Below are 22,980 nucleotides of genomic sequence, written 5' to 3' on the forward strand. Positions count from 1 at the left end.
TTTTAGTAATGCATTAAAACATAATTTCCCCAATATGATAATAAGTTGTTTTACCAATAAAAAAGATACTTGTTTGAAAAACAAGTATCTTGACCATTTCGGCGTGCAGGCTTTCGCCCTTTATCATCAGCCGCTCATGCCCACCCACCAAAGCGAAAGACGGCACGTCAAAATCCCCAGAGAAAGGATTAAATGTAAAAAAGATACTTGTTTGAAAAACAAGTATCTTGACCATTTCGGCGTGCAGGCTTTCGCCTTTTATCATCAACCCCGTTCATGTCCACCCACCAAAGCGAAAGACGGCACGTCAAAATCCCCAGAGAAAGGATTAAATGTAAAAAAGATACTTGTTTGAAAAACAAGTATCTTGACCATTTCGGCGTGCAGGCTTTCGCCTTTTATCATCAACCCCGTTCATGCCCACCCACCAAAGCGAAAGGCGGCACGTCAAAATCCCCAGAGAAAGGATTAAATATAAAAAAGATACTTGTTTGAAAAACAAGTATCTTGGCCATTTCGGCGTGCAGGCTTTCGCTCGTTATTATCAGCCGTTTATATCTACTCACCAAAACGAAAGGCGGCATGTCAAAATCCCCAGAGAAAGGATTAAATGTAAAAAAAGATACTTGTTTGAAAAACAAGTATCTTGAACGTTTAATTACTGAATAATGATCGGCTGCTTAATCCAATCGGCGGCGAAAAACTAACTTATCCTCTGACGAAACGGACTTATCATAAGCATAGTCCTCCACATCAAAAGCCAATAAGTCACTAGGTTTTTTCGCCTGATGCTCAATGGCATAACGAGTCATTAAACCTCTAGCACGTTTAGCATTGAAGCTCACAACCTTATAAGTACCATTTTTATACTCTTGGAATACGCATTGTACAACTCTCGCCTTGAGTGCTTTTAAGTCTACCGATTTGAAATATTCTTCAGACGCTAAATTAATAATAATAGGCTCTTTTTCTGCTGATAATCTTTCATTCAGATAATTAGCAATTTGATTCCCCCAAAACTCATAAAGATTTTTTCCTTTGGGGGTTTCCAGACGAGTTCCCATTTCAAGGCGATACGCCTGCATCAAATCTAATGGACGCAATACGCCATAAAGACCACTCAAAATTGCCATATGATCCTGTGCCCACTCTAATTGTTTAGCCGTTAATGTCGTAGCATTTAAACCTTCATATACATCTCCATTAAACGCTAAGATTGCTTGACGAGAGTTTTCCAACGAAAATGTTGGTTTCCACTCTGCATAGCGAGTTACATTTAATTCTGATAATGCTTGACTAAGAGACATTAACTCAGCAATATCCTGCACTGATTTTTTACGCAAAACCGTGATCAGTTCTTGAGCTTGTTTAACAAATAAAGGCTGTGTGTGTTTCTCTACGCTTAATGGCGTATCATAATCAAGTTTCTTTGCTGGAGATAATAGGAATAGCATACTCTTACGCCTTTAATACTTCTACGCCACCCATATATGGTCTTAATACTTCTGGCACAACAATACTGCCATCTGCTTGTTGGTAGTTTTCCATCACTGCTACTAATGCACGTCCAACTGCCAATCCTGAACCATTAAGAGTATGTAGATACTCATTTTTACCCTGCTCATTTTTATAACGAGCCCCCATACGTCTGGCTTGGAAAGCTTCACAGTTAGATACTGATGAAATCTCACGCCATGTATTTTGTGAAGGAATCCATACTTCTAAATCATAGGTTTTGCTAGAGCCAAAGCCCATATCACCAGTACACAACAGCACAACTCGATAAGGTAGTTTTAATAATTGTAGAATTTTTTCTGCATGTCCAGTCATTTGCTCTAACGTTTCGTAAGATGTTTCTGGCTTAACAATTTGTACCATTTCTACTTTATCAAACTGATGCTGACGAATCATTCCTCTGGTATCACGTCCACCACTTCCCGCTTCAGAACGGAAGCAAGGGCTATGCGCTGTCAAACGAATAGGCAAATCAGTACTAGCAACAATACTATCTTTAACCGTACTTGTTAGTGTAATTTCAGAGGTTGAAATGAGATAAAGCTCCTCTTTCGGAACAACTTGACCATTTTCATCGACATCGTCCCCACCCTTAGTTACCCAGAACATATCTTCTTTAAATTTAGGCAATTGACCTGTACCAAACAGGGTACTAGCATTAACAATATATGGCGTATAGCATTCTGTATAACCATGTAAAGAAGTATGCGTATCCAGCATAAATTGTGCTAATGCTCTATGGAGTCGAGCAACTGCACCACGCATAAACGCAAAACGAGAACCAGACAGTTTTACCGCCGTATCAAACTCCAAACCTAGCTTTTCACCTAATGAAACATGATCTTGAACCTCAAACGCAAAAGCTTCTGGCTCTCGATTAGACTGATACCCCCCATCAGGGAACCAACGACGTTGCTCCACATTTTCATCACTATCTTTACCCATAGGCACAGATTCATGTGGCAAGTTAGGAATTGTCATCAACCAAGCATCTAACTCATTTTTAATACTCGATAATTTTTCTTCTAATTGTTTTAATTGATCTGGTATGGCAGCCGCCTTAGCCATGATTTCGCTAGCATCCTGACCTTGCGATTTCAATTTACCAATTTCTTTAGCCAATGCATTGCGACTAGCTTGTAAATTTTCTGTTTCAACTTGTACTTCTTTGCGCGAAGCTTCTAATTGATTAAAACGCTCTACATCAAAAGACAAACCTCGACGGGCTAATTGAGCAATGACAAACTGAATATCTTTACGCAATAAAACAGGATCTAACATTTTTCTATATCCACATTAATTTAAAGTTAAACTGTATAACGATTATTATACTTCTTGACTCGCTGATTTAATATCCGCGATAAGTTGGTCAATTCGTTCTTGTTGAGCATCCCAAGCAAACATAAAGCGAGCCCCTCCACCAATAAAGGTATAAAAACGCCAACCTTTGGTTCGTAATTTTTCGAGTACTTGTTCACTAGCACTTACAAATACACCATTCGCTTGAACGGGAAACATCAATTGTATACCGGGACAATTTTTAATATTTTCAGCCAAATAACGAGCCGATTGATTTGCACGTTGTGCATTCTTCAACCATGCCCCCGTTTCCAACATACCAACCCAAGGTGCTGCTAAGAAACGCATTTTTGAGGCTAACTGACCTGCTTGTTTACAACGATAATCAAAATCTTCGGCTAACTCTTTGTTAAAAAATAACACCGCCTCACCTACAGCCATGCCATTTTTCGTACCACCAAAGCAAAGTACATCAACACCTGCTTTCCAACTAATATCAGCAGGCTCACAACCTAAAAACTCACATGCATGAGCAAACCTTGACCCATCCATATGTAGGCGTAAATTTAATTCTTTACATACAGCAGAAATGGCCTTAATTTCTTCAACGGTATAGACCAGACCTGTTTCTGTTGGCTGAGTAATCGTTACTACTCTTGGTTTTGGAAAATGAATATCCGTACGACTCAGTGCCAACTGACGAATCACTTCAGGGGTTAATTTACCATCAGTCGTGGGCGCTACTAATAATTTAGACCCATTAGAAAAAAATTCAGGCGCCCCACACTCATCTGTTTCAACATGAGCAAAAGAGCTACAAATAACACTATGGTACGATTGGCATAAAGCAGCTAAGGCAAGTGAGTTAGCTGCTGTCCCATTAAAAACAAAAAATACCTCTGCATCTGTTTGAAATAATTGACGAAAACCATCAGATGCTTTTTCTGTCCATTCATCATCACCGTAGGCGATGGCGGATCCCCCATTGGCAGCCTGCATTGCTTGCCATGCTTCTGGACAAATACCCGCATAATTATCACTTGCAAACTGCTGTGCTTGCATCATACAACCTATCTAAAAATATTAACGGTATTATTGTAACCGAGCTAAATAGTGAACAAACAATAAAAAAGATTTTAGGATTTATTATTTTTACGAGCTTCTTGATCCCATTGTTCTAACAAGGCTAATTTTTCAGCTATTTTAATCTCTAAACCACGTGGGACAGGTCTATACCAATGAGGATTATCCATACCTTCAGGCAAATAAGTTTCTCCCGCAGCATAGGCATTAGGTTCATCATGAGCATAACGATACGATTTACCATGCCCTAATTCTTTCATTAATTTAGTAGGGGCATTTCGCAAATGGATAGGCACTGAACGTGATTTATCATTTTGCACAAAGGCTTTTGCCTGATTATAAGCCATATACCCAGCATTACTCTTAGCCGCAATAGCCAAGTAAATAACTGCTTGAGCCAATGCTAACTCCCCTTCTGGACTCCCTAATCGCTCATAAGTTGCTGCTGCATCATTAGCAATCTGCATCGCCCTAGGATCGGCTAATCCAATATCTTCCCATGCCATACGAATAATACGCCTAGACAAATATTTAGGATCAGCCCCTCCATCTAGCATCCGTGTCAGCCAATATAATGCTGCATCAGGATTCGAACCACGCACAGACTTGTGTAAGGCACTAATTTGATCATAAAAAGCATCGCCACCCTTATCGAAGCGACGTAAACTTTGAGGCAAAAACTTTTCCAACCATTCTGAAGTGATGGTAAATTCTCCCATATTGAGAGCAGATTCTAAAATCACTTCTGTCGCATTAATCAGTCGTCGTCCATCACCATCCGCCCAATAACACAAATATTCTCTTGCCTTTTCATCAATGATAAAAGGCGTTTCGGGATGCGTTTGATTCACAACATTTAAGGCTCTATCAATCAGTATATTGAGCTCTTCTGGTTTTAAGGCTTCTAAGACATAGACTCTAGCCCGTGACAATAAGGCTGAATTAACCTCAAACGAAGGGTTTTCTGTTGTTGCACCAATAAAAGTAAATAAACCACTTTCTACATAGGGTAAAAAAGCATCTTGTTGTGACTTATTAAATCGATGAACTTCATCAACAAATAAAATAGTTTTTCGCCCCTGTGACTGAGCAATTTGTGCTGTTTGAACAGCCTCACGAATATCTTTAACACCACCTAAAACAGCAGATATAGCGATAAACTGGGCATCAAAACCATTTGCCATTAATCGAGCCAACGTAGTTTTACCCACGCCGGGTGGTCCCCAAAAAATCATAGAATGAGGACGCCCGGATTGGAAAGCAATTTGTAGAGGTTTACCTTCTGCTAATAAATGTGTCTGACCAACAACGTCAGAAATATGTTTAGGACGCAGCTGCTCCGCTAAAGGAACATTTAACAATTTCTGCGAAAATAAATCTACGTCCTGTTGTTGCATAGGAATTTAATTTAAGCGAACACGGTCAACACCCTTAGGTGCATTAAATTTGAAGCTTGATGCAGGAATAGCAACATTAGCTTTAAAATTGCGTAGCTTGATCGTTGTTGTTTGACCAAAAGAATCCACTATTTTTAACTCAGCTGGCAAATTATTGGCAAAAGCAATATCCATGTATTTCATTCCCGCATCAGAGACCTTCGGTGTTGCACGCAACCACTCAACGCCATCTTTTGCAGGTAAAACTTTAACCGTAAAGTTTTGCTCTAAGCTGCCTGTACCAAATAATACTGATGCAGGTGACGCCCCTACTGCATTTTTAGCCGAACGCTCTGTTACTTGCATCAAATCTGGGTCATATTGATAAACTGTTTGACCGTCTGAAATAATGGATTGTGCCAATGGTTTAGTCACATTCCATACAAATTTACCTGGTCGTTGAAACGAAAAATCACCAGACTCTGCTGGCTTAGCTTTTTTGCCACCGACAGTAGCTTGAGCAAACTGCCCAGTTGCCGATTTAATATTCTTAACGAAGTCATTCAATTGCTGACGAGCATCTGTTTTAACTTTATTTTCTACTTTTGGAATCTCATTAAAACTTACATTGCTTAAGTCTACTTGTAAACTAGAGTTAGGTGCCAATAAGTCTGGATTAACGTTAATTTTTCCTTCTTGAGCAAATACTAAACTGGAGCTTAACACTGCTGCACTAACAGAAAGAATAAAAGTTGTTTTTTTCATGTAAACAATTTCCTTAAAGGAGCTGTCAAAATTATTTTTTAACTGATTTTTAACCCTTTGCCTATAGGTCAAAACAAAAAGCTATTTCAATCATGAAATGATTTCAGACTATTAAAAATAGCGTACTTTCGGCGCGCAGGTTTGATACTAAATCCTAATATATTATTTCCTTTGTAATTTCACATAAAAGTAAGTTAATCCTCAGCATTTTGTGATGCAGGCACTAAAATTTCACGATTATTATTTGATTGCATAGGCGAAACCAAACCAGAAGCCTCCATTTGCTCCAATAAACGTGCCGCACGGTTATAACCAATCCGTAAGTGTCGTTGTACAGAAGAAATAGATGCTTTACGAGTACGTAATACAATTTCTACCGCTTGGTCATAAAGCTCATCTTTCTCACCATCACCGCCAAAGACACCACCTACACCATCTAGACTATCAGAAGAACTCACACCTTCTAAAATGCCCTCAACATATTCTGGCTCACCTTGAGTTTTTAAGAACTCAACAACTCTATGAACTTCATCATCATCCACAAAAGCACCATGCACACGTAATGGCACACCTGATCCAGGTGGCATATATAGCATATCACCCTGACCTAATAAGGACTCTGCCCCCATCTGATCAAGAATAGTCCGTGAGTCAATCTTAGTCGACACTTGGAAAGAAATACGTGTTGGAACGTTTGCTTTAATTAACCCAGTAATTACATCGACACTTGGACGCTGAGTAGCTAGGATTAAATGAATACCTGCTGCACGAGCCTTTTGAGCCAAACGTGCAATTAATTCTTCAATTTTCTTTTTATCCATTGCCATCATTAAGTCGGCTAACTCATCAATGATGACAACAATTAATGGGAAAGTGCTTAATGGTTCTGGATCCTCTGGTGTCAATGAAAATGGGTTGTAAATTTTTTCCCCTTTTTTCTCCGCATCACGAATTTTATTATTGTAAGAGGCAACATTGCGTACACCCATCTTACTCATAAGCTTATAGCGACGTTCCATCTCTGCTACACACCAATTGAGTGCATTAGCCGCTTGTCGCATATCGGTAACCACAGGCGCTAATAAATGGCGAATACCTTCGTAAACACTCATTTCCAACATCTTAGGGTCAATCAGAATTAACTTCACTTCATTTGGATCTGCTTTATACAAAATCGATAAAATCATGGCATTAATACCAACTGATTTACCAGACCCTGTTGTCCCTGCTACCAATAAGTGAGGCATTTTCGCTAAATCTGCAACGACTGGATTACCCGCAATATCCTTACCAAGCACCATAGTTAATAAGGAACTACTATTGTGATATACCTCCGAGCCAATAATCTCTGATAGATTTACCATCTGTCTTCGCGGATTTGGTAACTCAATGCCCATAAGATTTTTACCAGGAATGGTTTCCACTACACGTAAACGCACTAAGCTTAGTGCACGAGCCAAGTCTTTACTGAGGTTGACAATTGTTGTCCCTCTAACACCTGTCGCTGGCTCTATTTCATAGCGTGTAATAACTGGACCAGCTTGAGCGGCCACTACTTTTACTTCTACATTGAAATCTTTAAGCTTCAACTCAATTAATCGTGAATTAAACTCAATAGTTTCGGGCGATACCGTTTCAATCATTTCTGACGGTGGATCCAATAATTCAATAGAAGGTAGCTCAGAGCGTCCGGCTTCTTTTGGTTCGGTAAATAATTGAGGCTGTTTAATTTGCTGTGTTACTTGAGTCGCAGGTTTGACTTGTTTAATAGCAGGCTCAATACGTATTGGCTCATTATGGACTGGTAACTCAACTTTATGCGACTCCACACTTGTCGCTCGCACTTCTGCTGCTTGCTCACCAATCTTGCGATCTTCTTCCTCATCACGTTTGTTAGCGAATCGATTGATTACCCCTTGAATAAACATACCAATTTTCTCAGCTAACGATAACCACGAGAAATTAAAAAATAAACTTAAGCCTAATAAGAACATCACTAAGAGAACGATTGCCGCAGGTCCCACGCCAATATAAGTTTGTAACGAACTGGCAAACATTTGCCCAAGAATACCGCCTGGACCGCCAGGAAACCCCATTTCAAAGAAACGTGCTTGACTAGCCTCAATACCCATTGAACCAAGAAGCACGAGGATAAAACCAATCCAAACATTCCAACGAATACCAGGAATTGCCTGTTCAGGATCAATCACAATAGTCTTAATCACACTTTTAAACGCGACATAAGTTCTCTGAGCAGCCAGAATGACTAACCACCAAATAGAAGCCCCTGCTGCATAGTACAGAATATTAGCCGTCACCGCCCCTAATTTACCCATCAGATTTTTAACCTCTGGATTAGGACTAGATGTAGTACTTACCCATCCTGGATCATTAATATCCCAAGAGAATAACAATACAGCTAAAGCTGCCGTAATAGCAAGGTAAATCAACCCTTTCGCCTCCACAATCATGGAGATGATACGATTTGGTTTTGGAGATTGTTCGGGTTCGTTTCTTACACCACGAGGGTAACGTTTTTCAGAAGTATTTTTAGTACGTGCCATAAAACTCATTTATAATTACTTTTTTATATTATAACTAAACAACTATCAAAGAATGTAAAACATTCTCAGGAGTGAATATTCCATGTCTACTACTCAACATGCTAAAGTAATCGTTTTAGGATCAGGACCTGCTGGTTATACGGCTGCACTCTATGCTGCTCGTGCCAATTTAAAACCTATGCTAATTACAGGTTTAGCACAAGGCGGTCAATTGATGACAACCACTGAAATTGATAACTGGCCTGCTGATGTTGACGGTGTTCAAGGCCCAGAACTAATGGAACGTTTTTTAAAACATGTTCAACGTTTTGATACAAACGTTGTTTTTGATCATATTACAAACATTGATTTATCCAAACGTCCCTTTACCTTATCTTCTGATATGGGTAATACCTATACCTGTGATAGCCTGATTATTGCTACAGGTGCTTCTGCACGCTATTTAGGTTTGCCAAGTGAAGAGGCCTTTATGGGTAAAGGCGTCTCCGCCTGCGCTACTTGCGATGGCTTTTTTTATCGTAATCAAGATGTCGTTGTCGTTGGTGGTGGTAATACAGCTGTTGAAGAAGCACTATATCTTTCAAATATCGTACGCAAAGTCTATGTCATTCATCGTCGTGATAAATTCCGTGCCGAACCTATCATGATTGACAAAATGATGGAAAAAGTTAAGACCAATACAATGGAGTTACGTCTTAATGCCGTTGTTGATGAAATTTTAGGCGATTCCTCTGGAGTAACTGCTGTTCGCATTAAACATACCGATACTGGCGAACTAGAAACTATTCCTGTAACAGGTGCCTTTATTGCCATTGGACACTCACCCAATACCAGTATTTTCGAAGGTCAATTGGCAATGAAAGACGGCTATATTCTGACTAAGTCAGGTCATGATGGTTTAGCAACAATGACATCAGTACCTGGCGTATTTGCCGCTGGCGATGTACAAGATACTATTTACCGCCAAGCTATTACTAGCGCAGGTACTGGATGTATGGCGGCACTGGATGCTCAACGTTGGTTAGAAGAAAATGAAAGCAATTAAAGGAGATTTGCAGTCACTTAAGAAACTGCAAAAACAATTTACCAAAGAACAGGTATTGCACCAAAAGCAACAACATGAGCAACAAAAGCAATTAGCTCTTCAGGAGGGAAAAGCCCCTCCTCTGAGTCCTGAGGATATCAAACTGTTTCACCAAACAGTAAAAGGGGTTACTCCACTGACTAATACCAATCGTGTTGATCGTAAAGCCGGTGTCCTTAAAAATACTGACTATTATCGAGCCAAACGTGAACAAGCCGAAGGTAACTCTACACCAATATTGCCTAAGAGAACAAGAACCGCCACCACAACACCTATACCTAAACAACACGCTATGCTAAATGATGATAGCCACTACTTTCTCTCTACAGGTATGGGGAAAGATGTCATTAAAAAACTAAAGCAACTTGTATGGCCGATTGAAGCAACCCTAGATCTACATGGTTCTAACCTAGAGCAAGCTACACAGCGTTTTGATAGCTTTGTGCATACTTGTTTTGAACACAATGTTAAATGTTTTATGATTATTCATGGTAAAGGCTATGGTTCAAAAGAAGGGGAAACAGTTCTAAAACCACGCGTTATTTCATGGTTAAAAGACTTAGATAAAGTAGCTGCTTTTGTTACCGCTCCTGACAACTTAGGAGGAGATGGTGCATTATTAATTTTATGTAAAAATTGATTCCTCTTTTTTGAAACCTTATTTATGTAGTTCTAATATATGTTTAACTTTCATTTTGATTCAGTAGCTGGCTTATTACTCGTCTTAATCGCTCTTGGTGTTATTAGCCATAACAATGCCATCACTATTTCTGCTTGTGTATTGTTAATTATGCAACAAACCGCACTATCGGTCTATGTTCCTTGGATTGCACGCAATGGCTTAAGCATTGGCATTATTATTTTAACCATAGGCGTACTAAGTCCTCTCGTATCAGGGAAAGTACAACTCCCTCCCATACTAGAACTAGTGACTAATTGGAAGCTTATTCTAGCCATAGTAGTTGGTATTTTCGTTGCTTGGTTAGGAGGCAAAGGGGTAAGTCTCATGACATTACAGCCTACTCTTATTACAGGACTTATTATTGGCACCGTTATTGGCGTAACATTCTTTAAAGGAATTCCCGTTGGTCCTTTGATTGCTGCCGGAGTACTGGCTCTACTCTTAAATGTAGTTGAGCATTAAGTAAGCTATTTACCTCCGATTATTTAATATTATCAGACAGGCTTTCCTCATCATCACTTAATAAATCACTTTATCATACAAACAGAAAGCCTGTGCCTCTAGTGCTACTTTATTACCCTCCATACTCAGCAAGGTCAAGCCTAACCATACAGAGTTATTAATCAGCCTTTGTAAATTCTTCAAAAGCCTGCATAGCATCAGCTGCATACATTAGTGCAGGCCCACCGCCCATATACACGCATACACCTAATGCCTCTGCTACTTCCTCTCTCGTTGCCCCTAAGTTAGCTAATGCCTTAGTGTGAAAACCAATGCACGGATCACAACGTTGAGTCACTGCAATAGCTAAAGCTAAAAACTCTTTCTCTTTTTTGCTTAACGCACCATCTACTAAAGAAGCAGCAGCCATGTCACTAAATGACTTTAAGACACTAGGGACTTCTTTGCGTAATTTACCCATATTGCTTGACACTCGTTGGGTAATTTCTAAATAAGATTTACTCATTATTCGCTCCTAAATAATAATATAGTTAATAGATAATCTTTCTTGGTAAATACGTGATAACTTCGTGATTCAAGACAGATTATTTACACTACATCATATTTAATATTTTAAATGTTATAATTTTTAAATATGCTTGAATAATAAATAATAAGGAATGAAATAAATAAAAAATGAACCCCATAAATAAAAATCTATGGGGTTCATTTTTTGTCGTTGTTTAATTTGTTTATATTTATTAGCTTGAACGATAGTTGATGATTAATCTCATACACTAGTCGCCATCTCTACTGCACAGCACAAATAACTACTGATGAACTATTTGTACCACTCTCCTTAAATGCAGAGTTTGTCTCCTCCCCTGCATGTGTTCATTATGCAAGTTTACAGCAACATTTTCATCTAGGTTTTTCCCTATTTGGGTTAATACTTATATGAAATTACTTATCATTGTTCGTCTGCTGGTTACGCTGACGAGCCATTTCTTTTTGACGTGCTTTTTCTGCCCTGCGTTTAGCCATTTGTTCTAGCATATTAGCGCCCAAATGAGATTCTGATCGAGATCTAGCTAAATCCACTTGCTTTTGACGCTCACGAAACCGTGATTTCTGTTCAGGACTAATTTTGTCATAGCAATAAGGACAGCTTTCTCCACGTACATAATAAGGTGATGCTGTATCTTCTTTGCTTAACGGATGACGGCATGCTCGGCACTGAATATATTCACCCGGCACTAATTGGTGACCTACAGATACACGATCATCGAAAACAAAGCACTGCCCCTCCCAAAGACTTTTTTCAGCGGGAACAGTCTCTAAATACTTTAGAATGCCTCCTTCTAAATGATAGACTTCATCAAACCCTTGTGATTTCATATAAGCCGTAGATTTTTCGCAACGAATACCACCAGTACAGAACATCGCTACTTTTTTAGTTTTTTTCTTATCTAGTACACCGCCCTCTTTTGCCTCTTCTTGAACCCAATCAGGAAACTGCCTAAAACTAGTCGTATGAGGATTGATAGCACCTTTAAAAGTACCAATACCAACCTCATAATCATTCCTCGTATCCACAACGACAACATCAGGATCAGAAATCAACGCATTCCAGTCTTCTGGTTTAACATAAATACCTGCATTTAATGCGTTAACATTAGGTTGTCCCATGGTGACAATTTCTTTCTTTAACCTGACACGTAAGCGATGGAAAGGTGCTTTATCATCAGAGTATGATTCTTTGTGCACTAAGTCAGCCAAACGAGGATCACTACGCAAGTACGCTAACATATTAGCAATACCTTGCGCTGATCCCGCTATGGTACCGTTAATACCCTCTCGAGCTAATAATAAAATACCCTTAATATCATTATCATCTGCCACTTTTTGAATCGGTTCTTGTAATTGTTCAAAATCGGGCAAATCAACAAATTTATATAAGGCAGCAATACTAAAGTCAGACATTATTTATTCTCAATCATTTTTCATGTGGTTAATAATGACCTGCCCAAACCCAGAACAACTCACTTGAGCCGCCCCTTCCATCAATCGAGCAAAGTCATAAGTTACTTTTTTAGACTGAATAGCTTTTTCCATTGATTTAATAATTAAATCTGCCGCCTCTATCCAACCAATATGACGTAACATCATTTCAGCCGCCAAAATTAACGAGCTTGGATTCACATAATCCTTACCTGCATAGCGTGGTGCTGTACCATGAGTCGATTCAAATAGCGCCACCTTGGCTGATAAGTTTGCACTAGGCGCAATACCAATCCCCCCTACTTGAGCCGCTAAAGCATCGGAAATATAGTCACCATTAAGATTTAATGTCGCAATAACTGAAAACTCGACAGGACGTAATAAAATTTGCTGCATAAACGCATCAGCAATCACGTCTTTGATAATAATCTCACGACCAGTATTTGGATTTTTGAGGCGGCACCATGGACCATTATCAATCACCTCTGCCCCAAACTCTCTTTGTGCTAACGCATATCCCCAATCACGGAAACTACCTTCCGTATATTTCATAATATTGCCTTTATGCACTAACGTCACATTTGGCTTATCAAAGTCAATAGCATATTGAATGGCTTTACGCACTAAGCGCTCGGTACCCTCTTGCGAAACGGGTTTAATACCAATACCCGAAGTCGCTGGGAATCTAACCTTATTAACCCCTAGCTCTTTAGTGAGAAACTCTATTAATTTAGCGGCTTGTTCAGAGCCTGCTTGAAACTCAATACCAGCATAAATATCTTCTGAGTTTTCTCTAAAAATAACCATATCTGTTTTTTGAGGATGAAGTAATGGCGAAGGAACACCTTTCAAATAACGCACCGGACGCAAACAAACATATAAATCCAATGATTGGCGAATAGCGACATTCAAAGAGCGTATACCACCACCAACTGGTGTACTCAAAGGACCTTTGATAGAGACAGCATAATCTCTAATAACATCTACTGTTTCCTGAGGTAAGTAGTCATTTTCACCATAGACTTTAATTGCTTTGTCGCCTGCATAGATTTCCATCCAGTGAATTTGTCGTTCGCCATGATAAGCTCTCTCAACAGCAGCGTTGACCACATCAATCATCACTGGTGTGACATCTACACCCACACCATCGCCTTCAATAAAGGGAATAATCGGATTTGACGGTACTGATAAAGTATCGTCATCATTAACAGTTATTTTTTGTCCATTTAGTGGTACTTGAATATGTTGATATGACACAGTATTCCCCATAAAATCATAAAATTAAGGATTCCATTATAATAACCTAATTGCTACTATTTTACTCTTATTCCTTATAAGGCTGATACTCTGTTATGTTTAATCCTACCCGAGACCAGGTTCGAGAATTTTTTTTATCCACTTGGCAAAAACATCAAAATAAAAGCGTTTTAGCGCCTATTGAATCGATTGCCCTAAAATGGATACTAGAACATCCCGAATATCATAGCCTTTTATCCTCAGCAGAAGCCAAAGAACAAGAGTTTTCAATTAGCAAAGGTCAAACAAATCCTTTTCTACATTTGTCCATGCACCTAGCTATTGAGGAACAAATTTCCATCAATAGCCCTCCTGGCATCAAAAACATTTTTGAACAACTAGCTCAAAAATCTAACCCTCATGAGGCTATGCACGAAATTATGGAATGTCTTGGACAGGTTATCTGGGAATCACAACGTTTGGGGACACCCTTAAATAACAATTTATATTTAGAGCTACTTCAAAAAAGAATCAATAAACATTAATTAATACCATTAAGGAAACTTTATGCAGCCAACACATAGCACACCACGTTTTGATGGTACTGAACACTATATTGCCACTGAGGACTTAAAACTGGCTGTTAATGCGGCACTGCAATTGCAAAGACCTTTATTAATTAAGGGAGAGCCTGGTACGGGTAAAACCATGCTTGCTCAAGAAGTCGCTCAATCTCTGAAACGCACACTACTACAATGGCCGATTAAATCAACGACTAAAGCACAACAAGGCCTATATGAATATGATGCGGTTTCTCGTTTACGTGATTCGCAATTAGGTGATGCAAAAGTACACCATATTGCTAACTACATTAAAAAAGGAGTATTGTGGCAAGCATTCACTGCTGATGAGCCTTGTGTTGTTTTGATTGATGAAATTGATAAAGCGGATATTGAGTTTCCAAATGATTTACTCAGAGAATTAGATCAAATGGAATTTTTAGTATATGAAACTCAAGAGTTTGTACAAGCCAAACATAGACCTCTGGTGATTATTACCTCTAATAATGAAAAAGAGCTACCTGATGCTTTTTTACGTCGTTGCTTTTTCCACTATATTAACTTTCCTGATGCCGATACACTTAAAGCAATTGTGCTAACACATTTCCCGCATATAGATCAGGAATTATTAGCTATAGCAAGCCAACAGTTTTTCCAATTAAGAGCCATCCCTGGATTAAAGAAAAAACCATCTACCTCCGAATTTTTGGACTGGATTTCTCTATTAATGGCTAGTGCTTTTTCTGCCAATGATTTAAGTAAACCAGCACATAGACCAATAATGAGTGGTGCTTTAATTAAAAACGAACAAGATATGTTGTTACTTGACCGTTTATTTAACATAAATTCTCCACAGTAAAATAGTAACTCTTATCATGTTGCTAGCGTTTTTTTTCCATCTTCGACAACTACAAATTCCTGTCTCTGTTAAAGAGTTTTTAACATTACTGGATGCTTTACGTCGTCCAATTATGTCTCCTACTCTAGAGGATTTCTATTATCTTGCACGTCTGATCTTAATTAAAGATGAGAGTCAATTTGATAAATTTGACCAAGCATTTGCCTTATTTGCACAAAAAATTGAAGCATCTATATCTCAGCAGCGTAAAGAAATTCCGATAGAATGGTTAATAAAAGAATTTCAAAAACAACTCACTGATGAAGAAAAAGCCGCGATTGAAAAACATGGTTGGGAAAAACTATTAGAGCTCTTTAAACAAAGACTAGAGGAACAAAAAGAACGTCATGCTGGTGGTAATAAGTGGATAGGTACTGGTGGTACTTCTCCTTTTGGCAATAGTGGTTACCATCCCGAAGGTTATCGCATTGGAGGGGAATCTGCTGGTCATCGGACAGCAATTAAAGTCTGGGAAGAAAGACAATTTAAAGCTTATGATAATCAACAAGAAATAGGTACTCGAAATTTCAAATTAGCTCTGAGACGCTTACGGCGCTTTGCACGAGATAGTTCCTCATTAGAGTTTGACTTGGATAATACCATCAAAAGTACCGCACAAAATGCTGGTTATCTAGATATAAAGATGATTCCTGAACGTCATAATTCGATAAAAGTACTACTCCTACTCGATATCGGTGGTAGCATGGATGACCATATTCAACTTATTGAAGAATTATTTTCTGCGGCTAGTAGCGAGTTCCAGCATCTGGAAGTCTATTATTTTCATAACTGTGTGTATGAAAAACTATGGCGTTATAATGCTCAGAATAAACGGGACTATATATCCACTTGGGATGTACTCAATAAATTTAATGCTGATTGGCGTGTTATTTTTATTGGTGATGCAAGCATGAGTGTTTACGAAATTCTACAGTCCGGTGGATCTGTGGAACACTATAACAAAGAAACAGGTGAAACGTGGCTGAACAGATTGATTACTGCCTGGCCCAACTATGTCTGGCTAAATCCTGAACCAGAACGTTACTGGCGCTATCGACACTCTAATCAAGTCATCCAAGATATTATGCACAATAGAATGTATCCAACCACAGTAGAAGGTATTGAAAATGCTATGAAGATACTTTCAAAATAGTCTTCTAGCTTTTAACTATCTTTATATTTACTATTTAAACTATTTTTTTAATAATTTTTTATGATAGCTTTTGCAAAACAAACAATAACAGCTATTCAAACCATTGAAGGCATCACAGAATACCGTCTAGAAAACGGTTTACAGCTATTACTTATTCCAGATTCTTCTAAACCTAGCACAACTGTAAATATGACCTACCGTGTAGGTTCAAGACACGAACAATATGGTCAAACGGGAATGGCTCATTTATTAGAGCACTTAGTATTTAGAGGAAGCAAAAACTATCCTAATGCCCTTGAATTATTCTCTCAAAAAGGCCTAAGTGCCAATGGTAGCACTAACACAGATAGAACTAATTACTATGCTTCATTTGCCACAAATAATGAAACCCTATCGTGGTATCTACACTGGCAAGCCGATACCATGCAACATTTGCAGATTAATGAGGAAAATCTAAAAAAAGAAGTAGATATTGTTCTAAATGAACGTGAGCGCTCTCAAAACAATCCTATTCAAGTACTATTTCAACGTATTCGAGCTGCTGCTTATCATTGGAATAACCAAGGAGTTCCAACAATTGGTGCCCCTGATAATTTAACAACGATGAGTGTAGAGGCACTACAAGCCTTCTATCATACTTATTATCAACCTAATAATGCTACCTTAACAATTAGTGGTTATTTTGACATACAGCCAACTCTGGCTTTGGTGGTAGACATTTTCTCTAGCATTCCAAAGCCACCCAGTATACAACCTAACTATATTACAGCTGAGCCTATACAAGACGGTGAAAGAAATATTATTTTACGTAAAACGGGGGGAATGCCTGCTATTGGTAGTGCTTATCATATCCCTCCTTCTAGTCATAGTGATTATGCCCCTCTAGATATGGCTATCAATATGCTCAGTGATCGCCCATCCGGACACCTCTACCGCCATTTAGTACAGGATAAACAACTCGTATCCAATACCTTTGGTGTGTCTAGTACTCAATTTAGTACTGGTTTAGCAATTTTTGGAGCTCAATTAAGTGATTCATCACTCATTGATGAAAGCCAACAAACACTTAATCACATTCTTGAGAATCTTGCTAATGAACCCTTTACTCAAGAAGAACTTAATCGCAGCAAAACGTATTGGTTAAATCAATGGAATAAACTGTTTGCCAATACAGAACAACTCGGCATCAGTATCAGTGAAGCTATTGCTGCGGGTGATTGGCGGTTATTATTTTTAGAAAGAGATCGCATAAAAGAAACAACTCTCGAACAAGTTCAACAAGCGGCTGAAAAATATTTTGTTGCTTGCAATCGTACTAGTGGACAATACATTCCAGCAGAGCCTATCAAACGTGCACCAAAAATTGAGCTTCCTAATCTCAACGATATGTTTGCTAACTATAAAGGAGATTCTACACATCAATTGATTGACGCGTTTGATACATCAGCTGAACATATTCAGGAAAAAACGCTTAAAGGTACCTTAGCGCTTGATAATGGGACAATTCACTATGCGTTATTGCCAAAGCCCACTAGAGGGAATCGTGTATTTGCAAAATACAGAATCAAATTTTCAGCATTAGATCGCCTACACAATCAAGCGACCTTATCAGGTCTTGCGGCAACCATGATTACGATGGGAGCAAAAAACTTTAATCAACAACAAATTCAAGATCAAATAGATGCGTTCAATGGTTCGCTAAGCTATCACATCAGTGCCAATCAATTAGTGGCTTCACTCACCACAACGAGTGACTATTTGAATCAATTATTGGACTTTAGCTTCTATCTTATCCAAGAAGCAACTTACCCTGAGAATAAGCTAAATGAGTTCAAAAAGCAAGTCACACAAACATTACAAGCAAGTTCCTCTGAACCAGGTGCTAAAGCTGCCCACACCTTAAATCGTTACTTAAGTCATTATGAGAAAGATGATTTCCGTTATGCAATGACCTTTGAGGAGCAAATAGCGGCGGTAGCAGCCATCAGTAGCGAACAACTCTTGTCTTTTAGACAGACTAATTTTGGTGCTGGCGATATTGATATTGCTATTGTTGGTAGCTTTGAGGCTAAGCAAACCCTCAAAACAATTAAAGATACTCTCAGTAAATGGCCTAAAGCACCAACTTACCACTATATGCCTGACCCCTATGATAAATTCCCAAGAAAAGAGTTTATTATTAAGACGCCAGACAAAGAAAATGCAGTATTCATAGGTAAACTCTATTTACCTATTCAAAATACTCATCCCCATTTCCCTGCCTTGGTAATGGCAAACCATTTAATTGGTGGTAATGAAACCTCTCGTCTATTCAAAGCTGTTCGCGCTGACAAGGGGCTCTCTTATAGTATCAATAGTAGCATTAATGCATCTTCTTTTGAGCCCTCTGCCGAATGGACAATTCAAGCAATTTATTCACCTAACAACCGTGATACCCTAAAGCAAGTACTTACCGATACCTTTGAACAACTTTATCGTGATGGGTTTTCTGTTGAAGAAGTTACACAAGGCATTGAATCCATCATTAATATTCGATCATTAGCTCGTACACAAGATTCTGTTGTTAGTTCAACTTGGCTACGTTATTTAGAAAGTGGGCGAGATTTTCATTGGAATGCCAAATTTGAGCAAAGCATTAAAGCACTTAGTGTGGAAGACGTGAATGCCGCCTTTAGAGACTATTTAAACTTTAATGAGATGAGTACAGCCTATGCAGGGGATTTTGCCTAATCTTTCTTCTAAAAAGTATGCTTTATAGAATCCAGAACAGGTAAATCATATACTCGAAAAAAGACCCATATAGGAAAATAATCATCTATATGGGTCTCTAATTATGTGCTAAGTAATTAGCTACTATTTTTAACTAAAAAAGTCTTTTACTTTATCTGCAAAACTCTTATTTTGAGGTGAATGTTTACCAGAATCTTCACTCAAGGAATTTTGTAATTCTTTTAAAAGCTCTTTTTGTTTACTTGTCAATTTCACAGGTGTTTCGATAAAGACATGGCAGTATAAATCCCCTGCCACACCTGAACGTACTCCTTTAATACCTTTACCACGTAAACGGAAAGTCTTACCTGTTTGTGTACCCTCAGGAATCGAAATTTCCCCTTTACCACCTAGTGTAGGCACTTCTAGAGTTCCCCCCAACGCCGCAGTCGTAAATGGTAGTGGAACCTCACAATGTAAATCTTCACCGTCACGCTCAAAGATAGGATGTTTTTTCAAGCGAACTTCTACATATAAGTCACCTGGAGGTCCACCATTAATCCCTGGCTCACCGTCACCTGCTGAACGAATTCTCATACCATCATCAATACCAGCTGGTATCTTAACCGCCAATGTTTTGGTTTTACGAATACGACCTTCACCATGACAAGTACTGCAAGGTTCTTTGATCTCTTTACCAGTTCCATGGCAAGTATGGCATGTCTGTTGAACACGGAAAAAGCCCTGTTGTATAAACTCTTGACCAGTACCATTACATGTACGACAAGTGATAGGCTCTGTACCGGGTTTAGCACCTGTACCATGACAAGTACCACATTCCTCATAACTAGGAATACGGATTTCAGTATCATAGCCATTAGCCGCCTGTTCTAATGTAATCTCAAGGCTATATTTTAGATCGGCACCACGATAAACTTGTGGCCCTGCTGAGCGACGCCCTGCTGCACCAAAAATATCGCCAAAAATATCGCCGAACATATCACCAAAACTACCAGCACCACCCATGCCGCCCATACCACCCATACCTTGGTTAGGATCAACGCCAGCATGGCCGAATCTATCATAGGCTTGTCGTTTTGAAGAATCAGATAAAGTCTCATAAGCCTCTTTCACTTCTTTAAACTTTTCTTCTGCTTCTTTATTATCAGGATTGCGATCTGGGTGATATTTCATCGCTAGTTTACGATAAGCTTTTTTTAGCTCGTCCTCACTTGCACCCTTCGCTACTCCCAATACTTCATAATAATCACGTTTTGCCATTAATTATTACGCCCTTAAAAATAAAATCTTAAACAAATACCCGACCTTAGCACTTATCAGCCAGATCGGGTATTTTTAGTACATTCGAAAACCTTAGTCTTCTTTTTTCACTTCTTTAAAGTCTGCATCAACCACGTTTTCATCTGCTGGTTGTGCTTGCTGACCGGCTTGTTCAGCTTGTGCTGCTTGTTGTTGCATATCTGCATACATTTTCTCACCTAATTTTTGAGAAGCTGTACCTAGTGCTTCAACTTTCGCATCAATCGCTGCTTTATCATCACCTTTAATGGCCTCTTCTACCTCTTTGATAGCTGCTTCGATAGCCTCTTTTTCTGAAGCTTCTAGCTTATCGCCATATTCAGTTAATGACTTACGAGTAGCATGAACTAAACTATCTGCTTGGTTACGAGCTTGTGCTAATTCAGCTAGACGTTTGTCTTCAGCTTCGTTAGCTTCAGCATCTTTTACCATGCGCTGGATTTCTTCATCAGAAAGACCAGAATTAGCTTTAATCGTAATTTTGTTTTCTTTACCTGTACCTTTATCTTTCGCAGATACATGTAAAATACCGTTAGCATCAATATCAAATGTTACTTCGATTTGTGGTAAACCACGTGGTGCTGGTGGAATACCTTCTAAGTTAAACTCACCAAGACCTTTGTTGTAAACCGCCATCTCGCGTTCACCTTGATAAACTTTAATCGTTACTGCAGGTTGATTATCTTCTGCTGTAGAGAAAGTTTGAGAGAAACGAGTAGGAATCGTTGTATTTTTCTTGATCATTTTAGTCATCACACCACCTAGCGTTTCAATACCTAGTGATAATGGTGTTACGTCTAAAAGCAATACGTCAGTACGGTCACCTGAAAGAACAGAGCCTTGGATAGCCGCACCCGCTGCAACCGCCTCATCAGGGTTTACATCTTTACGTGGATCTTTACCGAAAAACTCTTTAACCTTTTCTTGTACTTTAGGCATACGTGTCATACCACCGACTAAAATGACGTCGTCGATATCACTCACTTTGATACCTGCATCTTTAACTGCTACACGGCAAGGCTCAATAGTACGCTCAACTAAATCTTCTACTAATGCTTCTAACTTAGCACGAGTAATTTTTAAATTAAGGTGTTTTGGACCTGATGCGTCAGCTGTGATATACGGTAAATTAATCTCTGTTTGAGCACTTGAAGACAATTCAATTTTTGCCTTTTCTGCTGCTTCTTTAAGGCGTTGTAATGCTAATACGTCTTTTGATAAATCTGTTCCTTGTTCTTTTTTGAACTCAGAGATGATGTAATCAATAATACGTTGGTCAAAATCCTCACCACCCAAGAAAGTATCACCATTTGTTGATAATACTTCAAATTGTTTTTCACCATCTACATCAGCGATTTCGATAATAGAGATATCGAATGTACCGCCACCTAAGTCAAATACAGCAATCTTACGATCACCTTTACCTGCTTTATCTAGACCAAATGCTAATGCAGCTGCTGTTGGCTCATTAATAATACGCTTAACCTCTAGACCAGCAATTTTACCAGCGTCTTTTGTCGCTTGACGTTGGCTATCGTTAAAGTAAGCTGGAACAGTAATAACAGCTTCAGTGACTTCTTCACCTAAGAAGTCCTCTGCTGTTTTTTTCATTTTGCGTAAAATATCTGCAGAAACTTGTTGAGGTGCTAATTTTTTACCTTGAGCTTCAACCCATGCATCACCATTATCAGCAGCAGAAATAGCATAAGGCATTAAGTCCAAATCTTTTTGAACTTCTTTGTCTGAGAATTTACGACCAATTAAACGTTTAACCGCAAAAATTGTATTTTTTGGATTAGTTACCGCTTGGCGTTTTGCTGGTGCACCAACTAACACTTCACCGTCTGCTGCATAAGCAACGATTGAAGGTGTTGTACGAGCACCCTCTGAGTTTTCAATAATTTTAACTTGGTCACCATCTAATAAAGCCACACAGCTATTTGTTGTACCTAAGTCAATACCAATAATTTTTGCCATTTTGATGTACCTTTAAATGTATTAAATCTGTTACCGAGAAATCAATCTCGCCTGTCTATGGACTCTATATAAGGGAAGGTAATTCTTTTTCAAGGGTTATTTTAAATTTTTTTTGAATAGTTTGAATCACTTCCTGAAAATACGCTAAACCATGCCATCCAGAAACCTTTCCAAGCTTTTTTTGTTGATAAAAAAAGATAAAAGTGGGTATGCCATGCAACGCAAATCGACGGCCCAATGCCTCATCTTCATAAACATTTGCTTCTAGCCATCGAATGGGTAATGCCTTTATGTCAGATGACATAGTCAAAGCTGAT

20 protein-coding genes are annotated in these 22,980 nt (G+C 38.7%); 7 read left to right on the plus strand and 13 right to left on the minus strand.

Going from position 1 to position 22,980, the window contains the following annotated elements; all coding sequences use genetic code 11:
• Positions 1-13: 13 nt before the first annotated feature.
• The 7 genes from BQ4443_RS04565 to BQ4443_RS04600 all read right to left on the minus strand — a co-directional run bounded on the left by BQ4443_RS04565 (position 14) and on the right by BQ4443_RS04600 (position 8,602).
• Positions 14-265: a hypothetical protein gene (locus BQ4443_RS04565; protein WP_071058199.1), complete on the minus strand. Its 252-nt coding sequence runs from the start codon at positions 263-265 to the stop codon at positions 14-16.
• Between the two features lie 415 nt (positions 266-680).
• Positions 681-1,454 (minus strand): peroxide stress protein YaaA, encoded by a 774-nt coding sequence (gene yaaA / locus BQ4443_RS04575; RefSeq protein ID WP_023951056.1) that lies wholly within the window; start codon positions 1,452-1,454, stop codon positions 681-683.
• A gap of 4 nt (positions 1,455-1,458) precedes the next feature.
• Positions 1,459-2,796 carry a serine--tRNA ligase gene (gene serS, locus BQ4443_RS04580; protein WP_023951058.1) on the minus strand — a complete coding sequence of 446 codons (1,338 nt, stop codon included), beginning with the start codon at positions 2,794-2,796 and terminating at the stop codon, positions 1,459-1,461.
• A gap of 45 nt (positions 2,797-2,841) precedes the next feature.
• Complete coding sequence (locus BQ4443_RS04585; RefSeq protein ID WP_031274573.1) at positions 2,842-3,876, minus strand: threonine aldolase family protein; 1,035 nt, start codon at positions 3,874-3,876, stop codon at positions 2,842-2,844.
• Between the two features lie 74 nt (positions 3,877-3,950).
• Positions 3,951-5,294: a replication-associated recombination protein A gene (locus BQ4443_RS04590; protein WP_023951063.1), complete on the minus strand. Its 1,344-nt coding sequence runs from the start codon at positions 5,292-5,294 to the stop codon at positions 3,951-3,953.
• 6 nt (positions 5,295-5,300) lie between these two features.
• Positions 5,301-6,038, minus strand: coding sequence for an outer membrane lipoprotein periplasmic chaperone LolA (gene lolA, locus BQ4443_RS04595; RefSeq protein WP_071058201.1), 738 nt, complete (start codon positions 6,036-6,038; stop codon positions 5,301-5,303).
• A gap of 194 nt (positions 6,039-6,232) precedes the next feature.
• Positions 6,233-8,602, minus strand: coding sequence for a DNA translocase FtsK (locus BQ4443_RS04600; RefSeq protein WP_023951067.1), 2,370 nt, complete (start codon positions 8,600-8,602; stop codon positions 6,233-6,235).
• An 82-nt stretch (positions 8,603-8,684) separates the two neighbouring features.
• Between BQ4443_RS04600 and trxB the strand changes: the two genes are divergently transcribed.
• From trxB to BQ4443_RS04615, 3 genes are read left to right on the plus strand one after another with little or no spacing between them, the layout of a single operon-like run.
• Positions 8,685-9,647, plus strand: a complete 963-nt coding sequence (gene trxB / locus BQ4443_RS04605) for a thioredoxin-disulfide reductase (protein ID WP_023951069.1) — start codon at positions 8,685-8,687, stop codon at positions 9,645-9,647.
• Complete coding sequence (locus tag BQ4443_RS04610) at positions 9,634-10,326, plus strand: Smr/MutS family protein (RefSeq protein WP_023951071.1); 693 nt, start codon at positions 9,634-9,636, stop codon at positions 10,324-10,326. Before trxB ends, BQ4443_RS04610 begins: the two co-directional genes overlap by 14 nt.
• A 39-nt stretch (positions 10,327-10,365) precedes the next feature.
• Positions 10,366-10,830, plus strand: coding sequence for a DUF441 domain-containing protein (locus BQ4443_RS04615; RefSeq protein ID WP_023951073.1), 465 nt, complete (start codon positions 10,366-10,368; stop codon positions 10,828-10,830).
• A gap of 157 nt (positions 10,831-10,987) precedes the next feature.
• On the opposite strand, the gene BQ4443_RS04620 is transcribed toward BQ4443_RS04615, so the two are convergent.
• The 3 genes from BQ4443_RS04620 to icd all read right to left on the minus strand — a co-directional run bounded on the left by BQ4443_RS04620 (position 10,988) and on the right by icd (position 14,067).
• Positions 10,988-11,335: a carboxymuconolactone decarboxylase family protein gene (locus tag BQ4443_RS04620; protein ID WP_023951075.1), complete on the minus strand. Its 348-nt coding sequence runs from the start codon at positions 11,333-11,335 to the stop codon at positions 10,988-10,990.
• A 437-nt stretch (positions 11,336-11,772) separates the two neighbouring features.
• Positions 11,773-12,792 (minus strand): oxygen-dependent tRNA uridine(34) hydroxylase TrhO, encoded by a 1,020-nt coding sequence (locus BQ4443_RS04625; RefSeq protein ID WP_071058202.1) that lies wholly within the window; start codon positions 12,790-12,792, stop codon positions 11,773-11,775.
• 9 nt (positions 12,793-12,801) lie between these two features.
• Positions 12,802-14,067, minus strand: a complete 1,266-nt coding sequence (gene icd, locus BQ4443_RS04630; RefSeq protein WP_023951077.1) for an NADP-dependent isocitrate dehydrogenase — start codon at positions 14,065-14,067, stop codon at positions 12,802-12,804.
• A 95-nt stretch (positions 14,068-14,162) separates the two neighbouring features.
• Here icd and BQ4443_RS04635 point away from each other — a divergent pair, with 95 nt between their 5' ends.
• The 4 genes from BQ4443_RS04635 to BQ4443_RS04650 are packed head-to-tail and all read left to right on the plus strand — an operon-like array spanning position 14,163 to position 19,387.
• Entirely contained in the window at positions 14,163-14,591 is a 429-nt protein-coding gene (locus BQ4443_RS04635; RefSeq protein ID WP_023951079.1) for a DUF1841 family protein, read from the plus strand.
• Positions 14,592-14,613: 22 nt separating this feature from the next.
• Positions 14,614-15,465 carry an AAA family ATPase gene (locus BQ4443_RS04640; RefSeq protein ID WP_023951081.1) on the plus strand — a complete coding sequence of 284 codons (852 nt, stop codon included), beginning with the start codon at positions 14,614-14,616 and terminating at the stop codon, positions 15,463-15,465.
• A 16-nt stretch (positions 15,466-15,481) separates the two neighbouring features.
• Positions 15,482-16,657: a vWA domain-containing protein gene (locus BQ4443_RS04645; protein ID WP_023951083.1), complete on the plus strand. Its 1,176-nt coding sequence runs from the start codon at positions 15,482-15,484 to the stop codon at positions 16,655-16,657.
• A gap of 60 nt (positions 16,658-16,717) precedes the next feature.
• Positions 16,718-19,387: a M16 family metallopeptidase gene (locus BQ4443_RS04650; protein WP_071058203.1), complete on the plus strand. Its 2,670-nt coding sequence runs from the start codon at positions 16,718-16,720 to the stop codon at positions 19,385-19,387.
• Between the two features lie 129 nt (positions 19,388-19,516).
• Here BQ4443_RS04650 and dnaJ read toward each other — a convergent pair whose 3' ends face one another.
• The 3 genes from dnaJ to BQ4443_RS12150 all read right to left on the minus strand — a co-directional run bounded on the left by dnaJ (position 19,517) and on the right by BQ4443_RS12150 (position 22,967).
• On the minus strand, positions 19,517-20,647 hold the full coding sequence (dnaJ, locus tag BQ4443_RS04655) for a molecular chaperone DnaJ (protein WP_023951087.1): 1,131 nt from the start codon (positions 20,645-20,647) through the stop codon (positions 19,517-19,519).
• Positions 20,648-20,740: 93 nt separating this feature from the next.
• Positions 20,741-22,663 (minus strand): molecular chaperone DnaK, encoded by a 1,923-nt coding sequence (dnaK, locus tag BQ4443_RS04660; protein ID WP_071058204.1) that lies wholly within the window; start codon positions 22,661-22,663, stop codon positions 20,741-20,743.
• Between the two features lie 64 nt (positions 22,664-22,727).
• On the minus strand, positions 22,728-22,967 hold the full coding sequence (locus BQ4443_RS12150; RefSeq protein ID WP_143000557.1) for a YbbN family protein: 240 nt from the start codon (positions 22,965-22,967) through the stop codon (positions 22,728-22,730).
• Between the last annotated feature and the right edge of the window lie 13 nt (positions 22,968-22,980).

Origin of the sequence: Pelistega sp. MC2 (assembly GCF_900099475.1) — a bacterium.
In the GTDB taxonomy this organism is placed as follows: domain Bacteria; phylum Pseudomonadota; class Gammaproteobacteria; order Burkholderiales; family Burkholderiaceae_B; genus Taylorella; species Taylorella indica.